At 34.5% G+C, this 19,740-nt stretch carries 14 protein-coding genes; 9 read left to right on the top strand and 5 right to left on the bottom strand.

Annotated elements, in window-relative coordinates; all coding sequences use genetic code 11:
• Positions 1–1,209: a GTPase HflX gene (gene hflX / locus ACFSR1_RS12515; protein WP_378292956.1), complete on the bottom strand. Its 1,209-nt coding sequence runs from the start codon at positions 1,207–1,209 to the stop codon at positions 1–3.
• Positions 1,210–1,355: 146 nt separating this feature from the next.
• Between hflX and ACFSR1_RS12520 the strand changes: the two genes are divergently transcribed.
• Complete coding sequence (locus ACFSR1_RS12520; protein WP_378292958.1) at positions 1,356–2,327, top strand: endonuclease/exonuclease/phosphatase family protein; 972 nt, start codon at positions 1,356–1,358, stop codon at positions 2,325–2,327.
• Positions 2,328–2,770: 443 nt separating this feature from the next.
• Positions 2,771–3,499, top strand: coding sequence for a hypothetical protein (locus ACFSR1_RS12525; RefSeq protein WP_378292960.1), 729 nt, complete (start codon positions 2,771–2,773; stop codon positions 3,497–3,499).
• Positions 3,500–3,578: 79 nt separating this feature from the next.
• On the opposite strand, the gene ACFSR1_RS12530 is transcribed toward ACFSR1_RS12525, so the two are convergent.
• Positions 3,579–4,982: a DUF5689 domain-containing protein gene (locus ACFSR1_RS12530; protein WP_378292962.1), complete on the bottom strand. Its 1,404-nt coding sequence runs from the start codon at positions 4,980–4,982 to the stop codon at positions 3,579–3,581.
• Positions 4,983–5,011: 29 nt separating this feature from the next.
• A complete protein-coding gene (locus ACFSR1_RS12535) occupies positions 5,012–7,966 on the bottom strand; it encodes a TonB-dependent receptor (protein ID WP_378292964.1) in 2,955 nt (984 codons plus the stop codon).
• A 125-nt stretch (positions 7,967–8,091) separates the two neighbouring features.
• Between ACFSR1_RS12535 and ACFSR1_RS12540 the strand changes: the two genes are divergently transcribed.
• Positions 8,092–9,147 carry an endonuclease/exonuclease/phosphatase family protein gene (locus ACFSR1_RS12540; RefSeq protein WP_378292966.1) on the top strand — a complete coding sequence of 352 codons (1,056 nt, stop codon included), beginning with the start codon at positions 8,092–8,094 and terminating at the stop codon, positions 9,145–9,147.
• Positions 9,148–9,206: 59 nt separating this feature from the next.
• On the opposite strand, the gene ACFSR1_RS12545 is transcribed toward ACFSR1_RS12540, so the two are convergent.
• Together ACFSR1_RS12545 and ACFSR1_RS12550 are read right to left on the bottom strand one after the other, a co-directional pair.
• Positions 9,207–9,488 carry a hypothetical protein gene (locus ACFSR1_RS12545; protein WP_378292968.1) on the bottom strand — a complete coding sequence of 94 codons (282 nt, stop codon included), beginning with the start codon at positions 9,486–9,488 and terminating at the stop codon, positions 9,207–9,209.
• A 117-nt stretch (positions 9,489–9,605) separates the two neighbouring features.
• Positions 9,606–11,441 carry a cation:proton antiporter gene (locus ACFSR1_RS12550; RefSeq protein WP_378292970.1) on the bottom strand — a complete coding sequence of 612 codons (1,836 nt, stop codon included), beginning with the start codon at positions 11,439–11,441 and terminating at the stop codon, positions 9,606–9,608.
• A 127-nt stretch (positions 11,442–11,568) separates the two neighbouring features.
• On the opposite strand from ACFSR1_RS12550, the gene ACFSR1_RS12555 reads away from it, so the two are divergent.
• The 6 genes from ACFSR1_RS12555 to rnpA all read left to right on the top strand — a co-directional run bounded on the left by ACFSR1_RS12555 (position 11,569) and on the right by rnpA (position 19,700).
• Complete coding sequence (locus tag ACFSR1_RS12555; RefSeq protein WP_378292972.1) at positions 11,569–12,426, top strand: universal stress protein; 858 nt, start codon at positions 11,569–11,571, stop codon at positions 12,424–12,426.
• Positions 12,427–14,685 carry a SulP family inorganic anion transporter gene (locus tag ACFSR1_RS12560; protein WP_378292974.1) on the top strand — a complete coding sequence of 753 codons (2,259 nt, stop codon included), beginning with the start codon at positions 12,427–12,429 and terminating at the stop codon, positions 14,683–14,685. It begins immediately after the preceding gene.
• A 132-nt stretch (positions 14,686–14,817) separates the two neighbouring features.
• A complete protein-coding gene (locus ACFSR1_RS12565) occupies positions 14,818–15,678 on the top strand; it encodes an MBL fold metallo-hydrolase (RefSeq protein WP_378292976.1) in 861 nt (286 codons plus the stop codon).
• Positions 15,662–17,365: a S8 family peptidase gene (locus ACFSR1_RS12570; protein ID WP_378292978.1), complete on the top strand. Its 1,704-nt coding sequence runs from the start codon at positions 15,662–15,664 to the stop codon at positions 17,363–17,365. Before ACFSR1_RS12565 ends, ACFSR1_RS12570 begins: the two co-directional genes overlap by 17 nt.
• Before the next feature lie 11 nt (positions 17,366–17,376).
• Positions 17,377–19,209, top strand: a complete 1,833-nt coding sequence (locus ACFSR1_RS12575; protein WP_378292980.1) for a M1 family metallopeptidase — start codon at positions 17,377–17,379, stop codon at positions 19,207–19,209.
• A gap of 110 nt (positions 19,210–19,319) precedes the next feature.
• A complete protein-coding gene (rnpA, locus tag ACFSR1_RS12580) occupies positions 19,320–19,700 on the top strand; it encodes a ribonuclease P protein component (protein WP_378292981.1) in 381 nt (126 codons plus the stop codon).
• The last annotated feature ends 40 nt before the right edge of the window (positions 19,701–19,740 follow it).

Raw genomic sequence — 19,740 nt, forward strand, 5'->3', positions numbered from 1 at the left:
CTATTCCTCTACAAATTCTGGATATAAAAAATTGTTATATGGAAATCGTGTTACATGTATATCCCTTACCTCTTTATACACTCTTTTTCTAAATGTATCCATATTTTCCTTGTTAATTGCTGATATAAACAAGGCGTTGTCTCCTATTTTACTCATCCAGGTTTGTTTCCAGTCATCAAGTGTATAATGAACTTTAGTTCTTTCGGTAGTTAGGTCATCTTTGTCAATGGTTTCGTGCTGATATGCATCAATTTTATTAAAAACCATAATAGCTCGTTTATCTGAACTATCAATCTCATTAAGAATATTATTTACAGAATCGATATGGTCTTCAAACTGAGGATGTGATATGTCTACTACATGAAGTAATAAATCAGCCTCTCTAACCTCATCTAAGGTGCTTTTAAAACTTTCTACTAACTGCGTAGGCAACTTTCTTATAAACCCAACGGTATCACTAAGTAAAAAAGGAAGATTGCCAATGACTACTTTTCTAACAGTTGTATCTAAAGTCGCAAAAAGTTTATTCTCGGCAAAAACGTCACTTTTGGCAATTACATTCATCAGTGTAGATTTACCAACATTTGTATATCCTACTAAGGCGACTCTTACTAATTTACCGCGATTGCCGCGTTGCGTAGCCATCTGTTTATCGATCGTAAGTAATTTCTTTTTTAATAAAGAAATACGATCTCTTACGATTCGACGGTCTGTTTCTATCTCTGTTTCACCAGGACCACGCATACCGATACCACCTCGCTGACGCTCTAAATGCGTCCATAATCCTGTTAACCGTGGCAATAAATATTGATATTGAGCTAATTCTACCTGGGTTCTGGCATAACTTGTCTGTGCTCGTTGTGCAAAAATATCAAGAATTAGATTCGTACGATCTACTATTTTTGCCTTAAGGATCCGTTCGATATTACGTTGCTGAGCAGGTGTTAATTCGTCATCAAAAACGACCGTTCCTATATCGTGCTGTTCTACGTATGCAAGTACTTCTTCCATTTTGCCGGATCCAATAAAAGTCTTAGAATTAGGGATATCCATTTTCTGAGTAAACCGCTTTACTACTTCACCTCCAGCTGTATAGGTCAGGAATTCTAATTCATCCAAAAATTCAGTCAGTTTATCTTCATCCTGATTTTTGGTAATGATTCCTATTAAAATTGCTTTTTCGTATACTGTTTCTTCCTTTTCTAACATGTGTTATTCCTTCTTCAAACTTAAATTATAAATCCTTCAACTTTTATGGTATAGTCAAAATAAAATTTCCTTCATTAATCCACAAAGGTACAATATTGTATGCATTTGAATTTGTACATTAGATGTTTACAACAAATTTTTATTGAATGTCTTCAAAGCTTTATTTTAAAAAGAAACATACCAATCTGCATACCATCGGTTTTTATAATCTGGAAAATCTTTTTGATACCAAAGATGATCCTAACACGCTGGATGATGACTTTTTACCTGATTCAGAAAAGCGTTGGAATAAAAAAAGATATGAAAAGAAAATAAGTAAGCTTGGAACTGCTATTTCTAATATAGGGTTTGCAAAAACAGGAAAAGCACCTGTGATTTTAGGAGTTGCTGAAGTAGAAAATAAAGCCGTTTTAGAAGATCTTGTAAAAACAAAGCACCTTGTTAACAAAAACTATGGTGTAGTTCATCACGAATCACCCGATGAACGCGGAATAGATGTCGGTCTTTTGTATCAAAAAGATAGTTTTACTGTCATAAACTCAGAAAGTGTACCTGTGTTAGTTAACAATGAATATGGTGAAAGAGATTTTACCCGTGATATTTTATGGGTCACAGGAACGCTACATAAAGAAGAGATTCATATATTGGTAAATCACTGGCCTTCTCGCAGAGATGGTGCAGCATTAACATCCTATAAACGTATCGTAGCTGCCGATAAAAACCGAGAAATTATAAACCAGATTACAGAAAAGGATCCAGAGGCAAAAATTATTGTTATGGGTGATTTTAATGATGATCCTAACAGCGAGAGTATAAAGCAACATCTGGTGTTGCATGACTTTTATAATCCTATGGAAATGCTACATACTCGTTATCGCGGTACACTTAACTATAAAAGCCAATGGAACTTATTCGATCAGATTATTTTTAGCAATAACTTTCATAAATATGAAAAAGATGCACATAGTTTTTCTGAAGCAAACATCTTTGATGATAGTTTTCTAAAAATCTATAAAGGCAGATACAAAGGAAATCCTTTTAGAACCTATGCGGGAGGAAAGTATAAAGGAGGCTATAGTGACCATTTTCCGGTATATGTGTATCTAAAACATAATTAAGCACCTTGCTTTTTACGTAAATACGTTCTTCCCATAGAAAAAAACCCAACGAATACCTCTTTTTTATAAAGGGCTTTCACTTGTGGAAGCACGGGTTATACAACCCTTTTTATACAGTCATCAAACCCTATTAAAAACACTAAAACCCTGTTGTTCAGTTTTTTATTTAGCGGAAAATTCCCTTTTTGCCTTTTTCGGCTTTTCTAATTATAAACCTCATTCTACTTTTGATTCAGAATCGATAAGGGTTCACTTATGGATCTAATTTCACTTGTATGATAATAATGCTTATAAAGATCAACCATCTATTGGATTAGAAACACAACAGGCGCCAAAAAAGTAGTTTCTGGATATGTAATCTTATTGTCTCACGCTGTGAAAACCGGGTACTTATGTACCCAGCACTAAACATATCAATTTAATTATTCTAAAAAACCAAACAAATGAAAAAATTATTTTATGTATTACCAATAATCGGCTTATTATTCTTTACCTCTTGTGATAAAGATGAGTCTAACGAAGTTATGAATGAATCAGCGATAACACCTGAATTTTCTTTAAAAAGTATCTATGATTTTCATAAAGATGTAACTATTACTTCTGAAGAAGGAAGTACAGGAGTTGTAAGAGTATATGCCAACAATGAAGCAGCATTAATCGGCTACTCTAACACGAACCTTAGTTTAATGGAAATCAATCAAAATGAAACCTTAAAACAAAGTTTGGTGCGTCATAACAAGATGGATCTTACCAAACCAGATACAGATGAAAATGTTAGTGATGAAAAAAGTGCTTCTCTGGAAGAAGCCGGTAATGATATCGCTTTTGAATTAATACAACTTACTAAAGCAAATCCTAATTCAAAATATGGTATCAATTTTGATCATCCGCAAAACAATATTGCTAAAGCCAGCTGGCAATATTATACACATTATAGTTCTGTAAATCAAGCTCAGATTGCAGAGATCGCGAGACATAATTTCTGGAGAAGAGTATATTATGGACTGAAGTACAAAGCATATAGCAATAGCAGTTGGGCTACCATCCAGAACGAATGGAAATCAATTTCGAACAACCAGAGTTTTTCACATACTAAAAACCCTTGTTACCAATTTAGAATGCGAGTAAAGACAAAAAACAACAGTGCATACACGGTTACTTTTGATTATTAATATACTACCCTAAAGCCAAAAAAAACTCCCTGAAAAATATTCTTCAGGGAGTTTTACTATTATTTAAAATCAGAAACTCTTAGTTTCCTGAGATCTCGATATTATCAATGTGATATCTTGTTGTTGGTCCCGGATCAGCTCCAGCATAACGGAAAGCAATTCTTACATTACCTTCGACACAAGAAATATTTACTGGTCCTACTGATTCAAAACTTCCAAATCCATTAGGATTTCCATTAGGAATTGTAGCATCTAACTGACTCCACTCTGTAGTCGTTACATCACCGGTAAAGTTATCTGTGATAAACGCAGTAAGGATATTACCATTATCGAAATTAGCCTGAATATCAAAAGACAACTCTTCAGCCGTAGAAGCTGTTAAATCAATTTCTGGAGTTACTAACCAAACCTCGAATGGACTTTCTCCTGAGTTAAATCCAGAAATCTGAGCATACTGATTACCACTGAAACTTCCTACGATATAATCCAAACTTCCACCAGTTGTGTTTACGTTTAACCATCCAGAATTTTCCAGATCACTAATACTTAATCCTGTAAAATCTTCTTCGAATACTACATTTGCTCCTCCACTAGTTCCATCACATTCCAATACATTAGGATCACAACGGTTTTCATTATCAAACACTAAACCTGTAGGGTCATTTAATACTAAGTTAAACGTATCACCAAAAAAGTTTTTAGTCAAAATTCCTTCAAAACTTCCTTGCTGTGTTGGCAATGTTAATCCTTTAAAATCTGCAAATGTGCTCGTACTTAAGACTGCAATTGCACCGCTATCGCAACTTTCTAAATTTCTCTCTCCATCAAACTCGTCGCTTGGTTCTCCAGCAAAAGTAAGAGGATTATCACCTAATACATCATTTCTATTAAACTGTACGTTGTTAATCTTAATATATAAGTTAGTCAAATCATCAGAAAAGTCCGCCATTGTGATTTCCAAAGGAGTAATATCTGCAACTTCAGCAGATCTCTGAATAAAATCATTTTGAGAAAATGATGGGATCTTATCAACCTCATCTCCAGACAAAACACCTAAAGTGGCAACACCATTTTCGATTCCAACAGATAGTCCATCCAGTTTTATAAATATTTTACGCCCAAATTCATATGTTGTAAATAAAGGGTTTACATCTATTAGCACTCTTAATCCTCCGCTAGGGTTTTCTGCTGAATCTTGTATAACAAACTCTTCGAAAAAGTTACCGGCTTTATCATTGGATACTACATATCCTTCTACATAATTGTTTGTGTCTTCAAAAGTTACTTTAGCATCTTCTCCTTCATCAGCAACCTCTTGCGCTAAAATTCCCAATACTGCATCAACGCCAATAACTATTCCATCAATATTTGGCTCATCTATACTAAGAGGTGGTGTTTTAAAATCATCGTCTTGTACACAAGCAGTAAATGTAACTGCCAAAACCAAAACGCTTATTAGTTTCTTTAAATTAATTGAATTCATTTTATACTTTTTTTTTGTTGTGTTCATCTTTAAAATCTTACATATACGTTAAGGTAGTACGAAGTACCAAATCCATAAAAATACCTTGGACCAAAAACGGGTGTTTCTCGCTGAGATTCCTCTAAAGCTAGTCTGTAATTACCATTTCTAGCTTGCTCAAATCCTCCTGTTTGATATTGTTTATCAAAAATATTGTTGATAGTTGCAAAGAATCCGATATAGTAATCTTTTACTCTCCAAGACTTACCTCCTACGGCATTCACTAGTATATAATCATCAAATTGCTCTTGTCTTAGTAAATCTCTTGCAATACTCTCATCATAATCATTAAATGGTAAACCATCTACATCCTCATTAAAGTTTGAGGTTCTCGCAAAAGGACTCACATCAATATAAGCATTAGAGAAATAATTGGCTGTAGTACCAAACCACCAGAAATTAGGGTCTCTATATTCAAAACCTAATTGTGCGGCATTTTGTGGACCACCTGCAATACGATAATCTTTTAATGCTGATTTACCTTCGTAACGAGTACCTTGCAATCCTTCTGTAATTGATTCTCCGAGGAATGAACTACTTGTACTTGCTAAAAATAAGTCAGGATTATTGTCATAAGTGAACTGTCCAAGTGCTGCGGCACCTTTAAGTTTAATAGTAGGAGTTATTTGATATTCTATACCAAACTCAGCTCCAAAATGTTGCTTGTCAATACCTGTAAGAATCTCCTGAACAAAACCTACATCAGATCCAGAGATTGCTTGCGTAAAGAAGAATGATATATCTGTCGCATCTTCTATTTTAGTATAGTATCCTGTTAATCTCGCCTTTAATTTAGGAGTTCTTAAAATATAACCAACATCAATCGATTGTACTTTTTCACTTTCCTGTGTTCCGGCAATTGTTGGTTCCGCTTCTATTAGCTGTGCAATTGTTCTATTGTTCTGTCTTGAGTTCGCAAAAGAGTTGCGAATGGTTGGAGCCTTTGTAAAATATGTTCCGTGAACATCAATTAGATTACGTCCATTTATCTTGTAGGTAAATCCTCCTTTTGCTCCATAATTGGTAAACTCTAACTTGTCACTTTTCCCAAAAGACCCTAAACGTCCTTCACCAGGAAAATATCCGTTTTCATATAAACCAGTTCTTTGATAGGTAGTTTGAGAAACATTTCCTCCTAAAAAGAAATCAATTTTATTAGTTTTAAATTGTGCCTGAGCAAAACCACTGATCACATCAGCATCAATCTCAAAATTATAATCATATCGATCACCAACACCTACAATTCGGTTACGGTTTCTTAAATCACTTTGTGCTCTGTCTGCCAACTCTTCTGGTGTAAAGCCTAAATCTACTGGCACATCATTATCGATGTTTGTTCCAAAAGAATCAACATCTAAAAATCCTGTTCCTCCTAAAAGGTCAATTACTTCTGCAAAGTTTTCGCTTTTTAAGTTTCTGTAATTTACAGCTCCATTCACTGTAATATTATCTGATATCTGGCTGTTTAAAATTGAATTAAAACTCCATTGTGTATCATCAATTCTGTCCTCATATAAAATATAAGTAGCATTAAGTCCCTGCTGAGTATTTAATTGATTAGCTTGTATAAGTTGATTCCAATTTAACTGACCATCTCTAATAAACGCTTGTTGCGCTAAGAAAGCATTCTGAAAGTCTAGTGGAGTGGGATTAGGATCATCTAAAAATGAGCTTGGTAAGTAGCTTTGGTGTATTGGATTCGTATCCCTACTAGCTCCTGCTCCTGTATATGTTTCCTGACCGTTAAAGTTCACTAAGTCAGTTCCTCCATTATCTAAACGGCTGTTTCCTATTTTACCGGTTTGATATCCAACATTTGTGTTTAAGGTAGTCTTATCAGAAATGTTCCAATAATGATTCAACATAAATACTGGTTCCTCTATCTCACGGACTCTGGAGTTTTTCTTTTCTCCATCAAAATAACCCCAATTTGGGTTATACTGTCTTCCTTTTAGGTTAAAAACCTCTTCGGTTATTGCCGTAGACCTTCCTCTTCGGTTTGGCGTATAAAAACTAGTAACATTAATACTGTGCTTATCATTGATCTTTTTTTCTACCGATGCAAAGATTGAATTAGCGTCATATAATGTTCCGTCAATAAAACCTTCGTTACCCATTCTGCGTGCTAATGAAATTGTATATGCCCAACCATTACTCATTAAACCAGAACTATAGCTTGCCATCATTCTACCGGTATAACTTCTGTTAGAAGCTGCATATGATATTCTACCTCCTTGACGGTATTGAGAAGCTCTCATAATAATATTGGTGGATCCGGCTAAATCTCCAAATGTATAATCGTTTGCAGAAATTCCCATAGAGAATTCCTGATTACGTTGTACATCATTCAATCCTCCCCAGTTACTCCATTGAGGTCTTCCATCATTGAGCTTGTTCATTTCGATACCATTGATCAATACTTTTGCATTTTCGTTACCAAGACCTCTTGGGCGAAAAAACGTAGCACTAAAATCAAAGGCCGCTGCACTAAGGAATACATCTCTTGATGCTTGTAATAAACCAGATACGTTAGCAGATGCATCATCATCTCCGTCGTCTAATTCATTGTCCGAAAGGCTGATAGTACCTAATTGAACTTCTTCCTGGTTAAGATCATAGTCCAAGCCTAGTACGCCTAGATCTAGAACACTTCCCTCGTTAATTACAATAGGATAACGTTTGGCAAAATACCCATCTTTGGATATGACTGCAATTTGTTCTCCTAATGGTAGTTGTACGCCTGCAAAATCAAATTCTCCCAAAGTATTCGTAGTCGAAGAAACTAAAGTTCCTTCGATAGCAATCAATACTTGTGCAAGATTTTCATTTGTAGATGCGTCAACAATTTTACCCTTTAATCCTGTTTGCTGTGCATAAGACATAGCTACAGAACTTAAAAAAATCATGAAAAAGAATAGATTCTTTTTGAGTTGTGACACTTTCATTAATTGTTGTTTTAGTTAAATATTTAACATTTCTGCGGCGCAAAAGTACATTTTTTAAATAGAAAAGCTAATTTTGGCCCAAAGTTTGGAATACAATTTACAATAAGTTAATAATCAATTATATAATGAACTCAAAATATTTGCTTGCCATAGCCTTAGTATTAAGTCCTTTTTTTGGCGTTTTTTCGCAAGAAAAGAAAACATATAAAGTTAATACAATTGCTTTTTATAATGTTGAAAATCTTTTTGACACAGTGGATGACCCTATAACCTATGACGATGACAGAACACCAAACGGTAAAGATCACTGGACAGAAGAAATATACAAAGACAAGCTAAAAAACATGGCTAAGGTTATTTCAGAAATCGGTGCAGACGTTACAAAAAATGCACCTGCGATTATAGGAGTTGCAGAAATAGAAAACAGAAAGGTGCTTGAGGATCTTGCAAATGAACCCGTTCTTCTACCCAAAGATTATGGAATTGTGCAATTTGATTCTCCGGACAGAAGAGGAATCGATGTGGCATTGTTATATCAAAAATCTTTGTTCAGACCGGTAAACACTAGCGTACACGAATTATTAATCTATAATAATGGTGATGAAAAAAAACGGGTTTATACTAGAGATCAATTATTAGTTAGTGGGTATCTCGATGGTGATTTAATTCATGTGATCGTCAATCACTGGCCATCAAGAAGTGGTGGCGAAGCTCGTAGTCGTTATAAAAGAGAAAAAGCTGCAGCTTTAAACAAGAAGATCATTGACTCTCTTTTTGATATCGATCCATACGCTAAGGTAATTACTATGGGTGATTTAAATGACGACCCAGACAATGCAAGTGTGAAAAAAGTTCTTGGTGCTAAGTCAGAAAAAGAAGATGTAAAACTAAAAGGATTATACAATCCAATGTATAATATGTCTAAAAAAGGAATTGGTTCTCTTGCCTGGAGAGATAGCTGGAACCTTTTTGATCAAATTATTGTATCAAAAGGTTTACTGGATAAAGATTATAGCTCTTATAAATACTATAAAGCCGGTGTTTATAACAAAAATTACCTAGCCAATCCACGTGGAAGATATAAAGGATATCCTTATAGAAGTTTTGCCAATGGAGCCTACACAGGAGGATATAGCGACCATTTTCCTGTCTATGTGTATCTGATAAAGGAGGCAAAATAATTCATAAAAAAAGGTGATCGAAAATGATCACCTTTTTTATATAATTCTTATTAATTAGTTTACCTCCCAATTGTAGAACAATCATCCGGTAAAGCATTGAATTGTTCAGAATATGCATCTGCAGATCCACACTCACTAGCTCTAAAAGCTTCAATTGCACCTTTTAAATCTGCACAAGTAGAAGGAGTTTCTTCATTCTGCCAAGCAGCAAATGCAGTATCCACATCAGCTCTAAGCTCTTCTATCACAGCGTCACATACAAAGTCTACAACGTCATCCGATCCGCAAGAAGTGAATCCTAAAGCCATACCGAAAACGGCAACAAACATAAGTTTTTTCATAATTTGGGTTTTAAAATTTAAATTTTTCGAAGGCGAATATAGAATATTAATTTATGATTAACAAAAATTTTTGTTAATTTTGTGTTGTTTATCGAAAAAATAGTGCTTTTTGTCGCCTTATTCCACCTCTTCTATATAAATGGGTTTACCTAAATAGGCCAGGATACTATCCTCTTTAATATCCTCTACTTTTTCGCTAAAAGCTGATATTATTCTGATTCCTTTTACTGGGTCTTTGATAAATAATGGCACCACTTCCTTGTCTTTCTTGGTAATAGCAATCAGTTTTTTATAATGTTCTTTGTCATTTACTTTGATCTCGTTGATTACCGGGTATTTCTCGACAAGATCCATCAAAGTATTAAACCCATCTGTATGTGAAAATAAAACTTCCTGCTGGTTGTTTTTGGGGTCATTCATTTCTTCTGTGCTTACTAATCTAAAAGATCCATTTTCTCCAAACTGATCTCTAAATTTAGTGATAGCGTGTTTGTTAATATCACTGTTTCCGGTTAATGCCATTAAAAAGCCAACATCATTTAATTCTATATTATCTTTTATTTTATCATTATAAATACTTCCTACCAATCCTTCTAATCCTAAGCTTTTAGCAATCTTTATGTTATTTTTATTATTATCGATCAGCGTTACGTGGCGATTATTCTCCTTTAAATATATTGCAATCAATCGAGAAACTTTTGATGCTCCTACGATCAATATTCCTTCAGACTTTGTAAGGAAAACACCTACTAGCTTTGCAAATAATCTCGCAGTTGTTGCATTTAGAAGAACCGTTCCTAAAACAATCATGAATACCAAAGGTGTTATATATTCAGCTCCCGGTTCACCTTGTCTTGCTAGTTTGAGACCAAATAAAGAAGCAATACCTGCTGCAACGATACCTCTAGGACCTACCCAGCTAATAAATAATTTTTCATTAAGTTTTAGACCAGAATTTATGGAACTTAAAAAAACGCCTAGTGGTCTTATAATAAAAACAACTGTGGCAAATAAAGCTACTTCATTCCAATTGAAAACCAATTTTAAGTCTTCTATATTAATATTTGCAGCTAAAAGAATAAAAAGTATGGAAATTAATAAAACACTTAGTGACTCCTTAAAATATAGGAGTTCATCAATGTTTGGTAATTTTATATTTCCTAAAACCATTCCCATTACCACTACAGAAAGTAGTCCAGATTCGTGAGCAAAAAGATCAGAAAGAACAAAAACAGCAAGAACAGTCGCTAACGTAAATACATTTAATAAATAATGAGGGATAACATTCTTCTTAATAGCAAAAGCCAATGCGTGGGCAAAAGTAAAACCAAACGTAAAACCGAATAAAACCACTTTTCCAAACTCTATCAGCGCTGTTAACGTATAGGTTTTTCCTTCTCCTACACTAATAAATTCGAAAACCAATACTGCTACCAACGCTCCTATTGGATCAATTAGAATTCCTTCCCATTTTAAAACTGTTGATAAATCTTTTTTTAGAGGTATATTTCTTAGAATAGGCGTAATTACAGTAGGGCCGGTAACAATAATAAGTGAAGAAAATAAGAAAGAAATAGGCCAGCTTAGATTAAATACAAAATGAGCCGCAAATCCAGCTCCAAAAAAAGTCACTGCCGCTCCCAACGTAATTAGTTTTACAATAACTGGTGCAACATTGAGTATCTCACTTCTTCTTAGGGTTAGCCCTCCTTCGAATAAAATGATTCCAATTGCTAAAGACACAAAATAAAATAGGCTTTCTCCCGGAAACAAACCATTTTCTCCGTTCCAAATGGGTTCAATCAACTTCGAATTATCCTCGGTAAATAGTGTAGCAAAGGGCCCTACAAGAAGACCTATTAGTATCAATGGTAAGATCGCAGGTATTTTGAATTTCCAAGCCACCCATTGTGCCAAAATACCCAATATTATTATACCTGCCAGTTCTAACATTTTATTTTATTTGTAGTTTAAAAAATGAAAGATCGGGAATTTTTTATAATTAGGTAGGATTGAATCAGTTTTCTGGTTTAAAAAAATAGCTTATATTCCGCTCCTACAATTTTTACACTAGATTATATTGAGCGAATTTTTAGATCATAAATTTAAGACCATACTCATTGGAGTAGCTTTTTCTCCTAATCTGAAGAACAATGTCTATGAAGCTATGAGGATGGTGGACTTCTTTGATTCTAAACTGATTCTTGTACACGTCGGTGCAAAAACAAAAGAAAAAGAAATAACCATTAAAGAATTAATCTCAGGCTTTTCTGATGATACAGAAAAAGTAAAAATTATCTGGCGAGAAGGAAATCCGGTAGATGTCATTATAAAAACAGCCGAGGAAAAAAATGCAGACCTGATTATACTCGGTGCGACACCAAGAGAAGACTTTTTAAAGTTCTATATTGGATCCATTGCCAGAAAAATTACCCGAAATGCTCATTGTTCTGTTTTGTTGCTTGTAAAACCTTCAGAGGATCTTAGACCTTGTCATCATGTGGTGGTCAACGGATTAAAAAACAAAAAAACAAAACAAACGGTTCTGGCGGCCTTTGAAGTTGCACAAAATCTGGGCGCTCATCAACTAACCATTGTAGAAGAGATTGCTGAGCAAGAAATACAAGTAGTGATAGAAGATGATCAATCGTTGCTGAAAGCAACTAAAAGAAAAGAACAAATAACCAAAAAAGAACATCTTAGAGTTCAGGACATTCTTAATCAGGTTCCTATAGGTTTTAAATCTGGTATACACGTTAAAACCCAGCCTATATTCGGAAAAAGAGGATATTCTATTGGTCACTATGCTCGTGTTAAAGCTGCAGATTTACTGATTATGAATGCTCCAGGCCAAACGAACTTCTGGGATCGAATTTTTCCTCACGACCTGGAACATATATTAGCAGAATTACCAACCGATGTGTTAATTATTAGATAAATGAAAAATATTAAAACTAACACATCCGGGTTTATATCCAACTTGCCTAAGAATATTTTTTCGGGGTTTGTGGTTTCTTTAATTGCACTCCCTCTTGGATTGGGATTAGCATTGGCTTCAGAAGCACCTCCAATATCCGGAGTTATTGCTGCTATTGTTGGTGGAATTATAGTATCGGTTATAGGTGGTTCTAATGTTACGATAGCAGGTCCCGGTAATGGATTGGTAGTTGTATTGTTAGGAGCAATCACCACCTTGGCTGATGGAGATTTGTATCAAGGATATCTCTTTACACTTGCAGCAATCATCTGTTCTGGTGTTTTAATGATTCTTATCGGATTATTGCGTTTAGGAATATTAAGTGATTTTTTTCCTTCTTCTGCTATTCAGGGTATGTTAGCAGCCATTGGTATTAGTATTTTCGCAAAACAATTTCATGTAATGTTAGCGAATACTGGCGCAAAAGGCGATACGATTTCTCTGCTTTTAGACATTCCCGGTAGTGTGGTCCAGTTATTTTCCCCAGAATATTATCATCTTGTAGTTGCCGCGGCGGTTGGAATAATTAGTTTGCTAATTATGGTTTTTTACGGAAAAATCCGCAACAAATACCTTCAGCTGGTTCCCGCACCTATGTGGATAGTTTTGCTAGTAATTGGTTTGAGTTATTACTATGAATTTTTTTCGTCTCAAACATATCCAATAAATGATTCGCTTCTTGTACAGATTCCGAACAAGGTGTTTTCCAATTTTCCTTCTCCAAATTTTTCTTCTGTATTTCAGTTTAAGTTTATCGGGGTCGTTATTGCCATTACCTTAATTTCCAGTATAGAATCTTTATTAAGCATTAAAGCCGTTGATAAGCTTGATCCTGATAAAAGAAGATCCAATACCAATAAAGACCTTACCGCGTTAGGAATAGCTTCGATTGTAAGTGGTTTTCTCGGGGGTTTAAATGTAGTAACCGTAATCGCAAGGAGTTCTGTAAATGTAAATAATGGAGGGAGCAATAGATCTGCTAATTTTTTCCATTCAGTATTCTTGATATTATTTGTGGTATTGTTTCAGGATCAGTTGAGCAGAATTCCACTTACTGCATTGGCTGCGATTTTAGTGTTTACCGGATATAAGCTAGCTGCACCAAGAAACCTAAAAGATGCAGCAAAAATTGGCAAAGAGCAATTCATTATTTTTTCTGCAACCATCATTGGTACCATTACGACAAACTTAATCAGTGGTATTTTTATTGGAATTCTTACCACTTTACTAATCCATTTCATACTTAATAAAAGTGTTATGCTTTTTGCCAGAAACCTCTTTAAGCCTAATGTTCTTATGTTTAAAGAAGAAGTAAACGGAACTTATTTCGTAAGTGTAAAAAACTTTTCCAGTTTTCTTAATTACTATAAATTAAAAAGAAACCTAGATTCAATTCCTGAGGATAGTGATGTAGTAGTAGATTTTTCTCATAGTGATTTTGTTGATTACACCGTACAGGAAAGTCTTTTTGGATACCAGGAGACCTTTCAGAGAAAAGGAGGCTCTTTTGAAATTACAGGCCTTGACAAGCACGGTACCGCCTCAGAACATCCACTAGCAGTAAGAAGTCTTGTCTCTTTTTCCAGAAAATTTAATATTGGAACCAATCTTACTAAAAGACAAGAAGACTTGCAAAAAATTGCCGATGATTTCTCCTGGAATTATAGTCCAAAAAAACAACAGAATGTCAATGTTTTAAACAATTTCTTGTTTTTCAAAATCAAAAAAGTAAAATACATTTATAATAATATATTTAACAATGACTCTTCAGTTGAAATTTTAGATGTTGAATTTTCTGAAGGTGAGTTTATTGCCAGAAAAGATATTAGAACAACTATTTTGACCATTCATCTTAAAAAGGAAATCCCAGTATTTACTTTAGATCGGGAAGGTTTTATAGAATTTGTCTATAAAATTGCAGGATTTAAAGATATTTTGATCGAAGATCATCCGGATTTTTCTAAACGTTTTTTTCTTTTAGGAGAAGATGTTGAAAAAATTAAACTTTTTTTTACTGATGAATTAGTGTTGTTTTTCGAAAGCAATCCTTATTATCATATCGAGTCCAATGGTCAAACATTGTTATTAATGCGAAAAGAACGTGTTGCAAGTGTTAAGGAAATAAAAGCACTATTAGACTATGGAATTCGATTAGAGAAAGTTATATCTCAGATCGATTATGATGAAATATTGTTAAAAAGTCTACAAATTAAATCCTGATCCTTACCATTTTTTCTATTTTGCAAAGATTTTTAAACGATTATGAAACAAACTAGTAAAAAACTTTTGATTTGCATCGAAAATAATTACTTGGAGAGTTCCTTGTGACACCTAAAACAATAGTATCAATACATGAAATTACATGCGGTAAAAGCAGGAAACTTTAAACTTGATGGGGGCGCCATGTTTGGTGTCGTTCCCAAAGTTTTATGGAATAAAACAAACCCTGCAGATGCTAATAACCTGATTGATATTGCTGCTAGATGCCTATTAATAGAGGATGGAGATCGATTGATTCTTATTGATACAGGAATGGGAAATAAACAATCAGACAAGTTTTTTGGGTATTATTCTCTTTGGGGAGATGATAATTTAGATACATCTCTAAAAGAAAAAGGATTTCATAGAGATGATATTACGGATGTTTTTATAACTCATTTACATTTTGATCATTGTGGAGGAGTCATTCAATGGAATCAAGGTAAAACAGGATATGAACCAGCTTTTAAGAATGCTAAAGTCTGGAGCAACGAAAACCACTGGAAATGGGCTACCGAACCAAATGCCAGAGAAAAAGCGTCTTTCTTAAAAGAAAATATTCTTCCTATTCATGAAAGTGGACACCTTAACTTTATTTCCAGAACAGGAGAAACATTCCAAAAAAATACTGAATTGGGATTTGGCGTACTATTTGTAGATGGTCACACAGAAAAACAAATGATCCCTCATATAAAATATAAAGAAAAAACAATCGTGTTTATGGCAGACCTTTTGCCCACAGCTGGCCATGTTCCACTACCTTATGTCATGGGGTATGATACCAGACCATTATTAACATTACCTGAAAAAAAATTATTTTTGGAAAATGCGGCCAAGAATAATTGGTACCTGTTTATGGAACACGATGCACATAATGAGATTATAACCGTACAACAAACAGAAAAAGGTGTACGATACAAAGAAACTTTTACTAGTAATGAAATTTTTAATTAATAATGCTATGATTCCCAAGTCTAATAAAATAATGATCGCCTCTATTGCTTCTTCAATTCTATTGAGTAGCTGTGGAGCACCAACCATAATTTCTACTCCAATAGAAAATATTGATACAATTCCTTTGAAAAATGTTGTGTTAACAGATGCTCAGTTAAAAAACTGGAACTCGGCAGATTTAACAATCGATACGATTCCAGGAATGAGTGTTAATCGTGCATATACCGATTTAATAAAAACAAAGAAAGGGCAAACTGTTATTGTAGGCGTAATTGATAGTGGCGTTGATATAGAACACGAAGATCTCGATGGTGTCATTTGGACAAATACCAAAGAAATTAAAAACAACGGAAAAGACGATGATCAAAACGGTTATGTTGATGATATCCACGGATGGAATTTTCTAGGTGATTCTGAAAATGAAAACCTGGAGTTCACAAGAATCGTTAAAAAGCTAAAGCCAAAATTCGAAGGTAAAAACTTAGCCTCGATAGATCCGGCAGATAAAGATCAATATCAAACGTATATTGAAGCAAAGGCAGAATTTGAAAAAGAATATCAAGAAGCTTTAGGTAACAAAAACAGATATGAACAGATATTACAACAGGTTCAAATCTCACACAAAAAGATTTCTGAGGTATTAGGAAAAGAAGATTACTCTCAGCAGGAATTGCTTTCTGTAAAAGCCGAAACTCCCGAAATGCAGCAGTACGTGGCCGTTCTTTCTCAAATGTTTGGATTCTTAGAAAAAGACGAAGCTATTCCGGACTTAATAAAAAACCTAAAAGAAGGTATTGAGCATTTTACAGAACAGTTAAATTATCACCTTAATCTTGATTTTGATGGAAGAGCAAAGGTTGGAGATAATATAGACGATATTGCAGATACTAATTACGGAAACAATAAAGTAATGGGTCCTAATCCTGAAAAAGAAGGTATAAAACACGGTACTCACGTTGCAGGAATTATTGCGGCAGAGCGAAATAATGGAAAAGGAGTTAACGGCATTGCTAAAAACGTAAAAATAATGGCAATAAGGGCTGTTCCCAACGGTGACGAATATGACAAGGACATTGCTTTGGCTATTCGATATGCGGTAGACAATGGAGCAAAAGTGATCAATACTAGTTTCGGTAAATATTACTCTACACATCCGGAGTGGGTGCGAGAAGCTATAAAATATGCCGGAGAAAAAGATGTGTTAATTGTCAATGCAGCAGGAAATGAAGGAATAGACTTAGATCAAAAGGCGGTCTACCCTAACGATCAAACAGACAATTCTTCAGAAATTTCTGATAATTTTATCACTATTGGTGCTTTAAACTATGAATATGGCTCTAATCTTGTTGCCAACTTTTCTAATTACGGAAAAAGCAATGTAGATGTTTTTGCGCCAGGCGTTAAAATATGGGCTACTACCCCATCAAATTCTTATGAGTATCTTCAGGGAACATCTATGGCTGCACCTGCAGTTGCTGGTGTTGCAGCATTGATCAGATCCTATTATCCAAAACTAAAAGCTTCTCAGGTAAAACAAATATTAATGGATAGTGGTTTAAGTACCACAACTACAGTTATAGTTGGTGGAGATGAAACTAAATCTAATAAGTTTACCGAATTATCTAAATCTGGTAAGATGGTAAATCTATATAACGCTCTAATTTTGGCCGAGAAACTATCTAAATAAAAGCAAGGCATATGATGTTTAAAACAATCACAATAGGATTCCTACTATCAGTTTTAGGTGTTTCTGCACAGAATAACACAAACTACTGGCAACAACACGTTGATTACAAAATGAACGTGGATATGAATGTGAAAAATTTTCAATATACAGGAAAACAAGAATTAATTTATACAAATAATTCTCCTGATTCCTTATATCAGGTTTTTTATCATTTATATTTTAACGCCTTTCAACCGGGAAGCGAAATGGATGTTCGTTCTAGAAATATCCCAGACCCGGATCCAAGGGTAATGGATCGAATTAGCAAACTTACTCCAGAAGAAATAGGATACTTAAAAGTTTCTTCTTTAAAACAAAACGGACAAAGCGTAAAGTACGAAGTAGCTGGTACCGTGTTGGAAGTGATGCTGAATAAGCCAATTGCACCGGGAGAAAAAGTTACTTTTTTAATGGATTTTGATGGGCAAGTTCCTAATCAGATACGTCGTTCTGGACGCAATAGCAAAGAAGATGTTGCTTTATCCATGACACAATGGTATCCAAAAATGGCCGAATATGATTTTGAAGGCTGGCATGCTGATCCTTACATCGCTCGCGAATTTCACGGTGTTTGGGGTAATTTTGATGTGACTATAAATATTGATAAAACCTATGTTCTTGGTGGATCTGGATACCTTCAAAACCCACAGGAAATAGGATATGGATATGAAAAACCCGGCACAAAAGTTAAACAAAAAGGCAAAAAGTTGTCCTGGCATTTTGTTGCACCCAATGTACATGACTTTACCTGGGCCGCTGACCCCGAATATATACATGATGTAGTTCAGGTTCCTGGTGGACCGACACTTCACTTTTTATATAAAAACAAAGAAGAATACCTGGAAAACTGGAAAAAATTACAGCCTAAATCTGTAGAGTTAATGAAGTACTTTAGTGCTAAAATCGGAAAGTATCCTTATGACCAGTACTCTATTATCCAAGGAGGAGATGGTGGAATGGAATACGCTATGTGTACTTTAATTACAGGAGGAAGAAATTTTGGAAGTTTAGTGGGTGTTACAGCGCACGAAATGGCGCATGCTTGGTTTCAGCACATATTAGCCACTAACGAAGCTAAACACGAATGGATGGATGAAGGTTTTACCAGCTATATTTCTACATTAGCTATGAACGAGGTAATGCAACAAAATAGACCCAACGCTTTAGAGGGAATGTATCAAGGTTACCTTCAGTTAGCAACTTCAGGAATAGAACAACCTCAATCTACTCACGCCGACAGGTATAGCAGAAATGGAGCTTACGGAGCTTCTGCATACGCCAAAGGAGCTGTTTTTATGGCACAACTTGGATACGTTATAGGAGAAGAAAACTTATCAAAAACCATCAAAAAATATTATGACGAATGGAAGTTTAAACACCCTACTCCAAATGATTTTAAACGTGTAGCAGAAAAGGTTTCTGGAATGCAACTAGATTGGTATTTGACCGATTGGACGCAAACCACTAATACCATCGATTATGGTATAAAGGAAATTACTGAAAACGGAAAGAAGGCTTCTATAACATTGGAGCGTATTGGTTTAATGCCTATGCCTATAGATTTACACGTCGAATATGCGGATGGTAATCAGGAGTCTTTCTACATTCCGCTAAGAATGATGAGAAAAGAAAAAGAAAACCCGTTTCCAGAGATTACGCGCACAGTTTTATCAGATTGGGCGTGGACTAATCCTACATACACATTGGATTTATCTAAGCCTAAATCGGAAATAAAATCCATACTGATTGATAAAACAAATAAAATGGCTGATGTCAATAGAGCAAACAATAGTTTTTCTCAATAACACATATTGTCTTTTAAAATTATTTCAAAAATCCAGAATTGAATTTTTAATTCTGGATTTTTATTTTGGGAATCAGGTATCCCAAATCTTATTATTATTTTTACCCGGATATGAGAGCAACTTTTGGCAAAAAAGAAAAACTAAAAAGCAAAAAGGAATTAGAGCTTCTTTTTTCTGAAGGAAAGACTATTGCTAATTACCCTATACGTCTTATTTACAGAAAAGTTACCCTAAAAAAAGAAGTTCAGGTTCAAGCAGGAGTTTCTGTTAGTAAGCGTAATTTTAAGAAAGCTGTGGATCGCAATCGTATAAAACGTTTGCTACGTGAAAGTTATAGAAAAAATAAGTATATTGTACTCAACAACACTACTCATCACTTTGCTTTTATGTTTTTATATACGGGAAAAGAAATGCCTGATTATAAATTGATTGAAGCTAAAACAAAAGAAGTAATACAAAAGTTTATAACGAAAGAAATTAAAACTCCTTAGTTTTAAGGTTCTTTTTGCTGATGAAAATGAAAAGATGAAA

Origin of the sequence: Aquimarina rubra (assembly GCF_042684305.1) — a bacterium.
Classification (GTDB): domain Bacteria; phylum Bacteroidota; class Bacteroidia; order Flavobacteriales; family Flavobacteriaceae; genus Aquimarina; species Aquimarina rubra.

Coding starts and splice junctions, on each gene's coding strand:
- ACFSR1_RS12565 (WP_378292976.1), top strand. CDS start 14,818: ATGAAATTACATGCGGTAAAAGCAGGAAACTTTAAACTTGATGGGGGC.
- ACFSR1_RS12560 (WP_378292974.1), top strand. CDS start 12,427: ATGAAAAATATTAAAACTAACACATCCGGGTTTATATCCAACTTGCCT.
- ACFSR1_RS12550 (WP_378292970.1), bottom strand. CDS start 11,441: ATGTTAGAACTGGCAGGTATAATAATATTGGGTATTTTGGCACAATGG.
- ACFSR1_RS12575 (WP_378292980.1), top strand. CDS start 17,377: ATGATGTTTAAAACAATCACAATAGGATTCCTACTATCAGTTTTAGGT.
- ACFSR1_RS12570 (WP_378292978.1), top strand. CDS start 15,662: ATGAAATTTTTAATTAATAATGCTATGATTCCCAAGTCTAATAAAATA.
- ACFSR1_RS12535 (WP_378292964.1), bottom strand. CDS start 7,966: ATGAAAGTGTCACAACTCAAAAAGAATCTATTCTTTTTCATGATTTTT.
- rnpA (WP_378292981.1), top strand. CDS start 19,320: ATGAGAGCAACTTTTGGCAAAAAAGAAAAACTAAAAAGCAAAAAGGAA.
- ACFSR1_RS12545 (WP_378292968.1), bottom strand. CDS start 9,488: ATGAAAAAACTTATGTTTGTTGCCGTTTTCGGTATGGCTTTAGGATTC.
- ACFSR1_RS12540 (WP_378292966.1), top strand. CDS start 8,092: ATGAACTCAAAATATTTGCTTGCCATAGCCTTAGTATTAAGTCCTTTT.
- ACFSR1_RS12520 (WP_378292958.1), top strand. CDS start 1,356: ATGTCTTCAAAGCTTTATTTTAAAAAGAAACATACCAATCTGCATACC.
- ACFSR1_RS12525 (WP_378292960.1), top strand. CDS start 2,771: ATGAAAAAATTATTTTATGTATTACCAATAATCGGCTTATTATTCTTT.
- hflX (WP_378292956.1), bottom strand. CDS start 1,209: ATGTTAGAAAAGGAAGAAACAGTATACGAAAAAGCAATTTTAATAGGA.
- ACFSR1_RS12530 (WP_378292962.1), bottom strand. CDS start 4,982: ATGAATTCAATTAATTTAAAGAAACTAATAAGCGTTTTGGTTTTGGCA.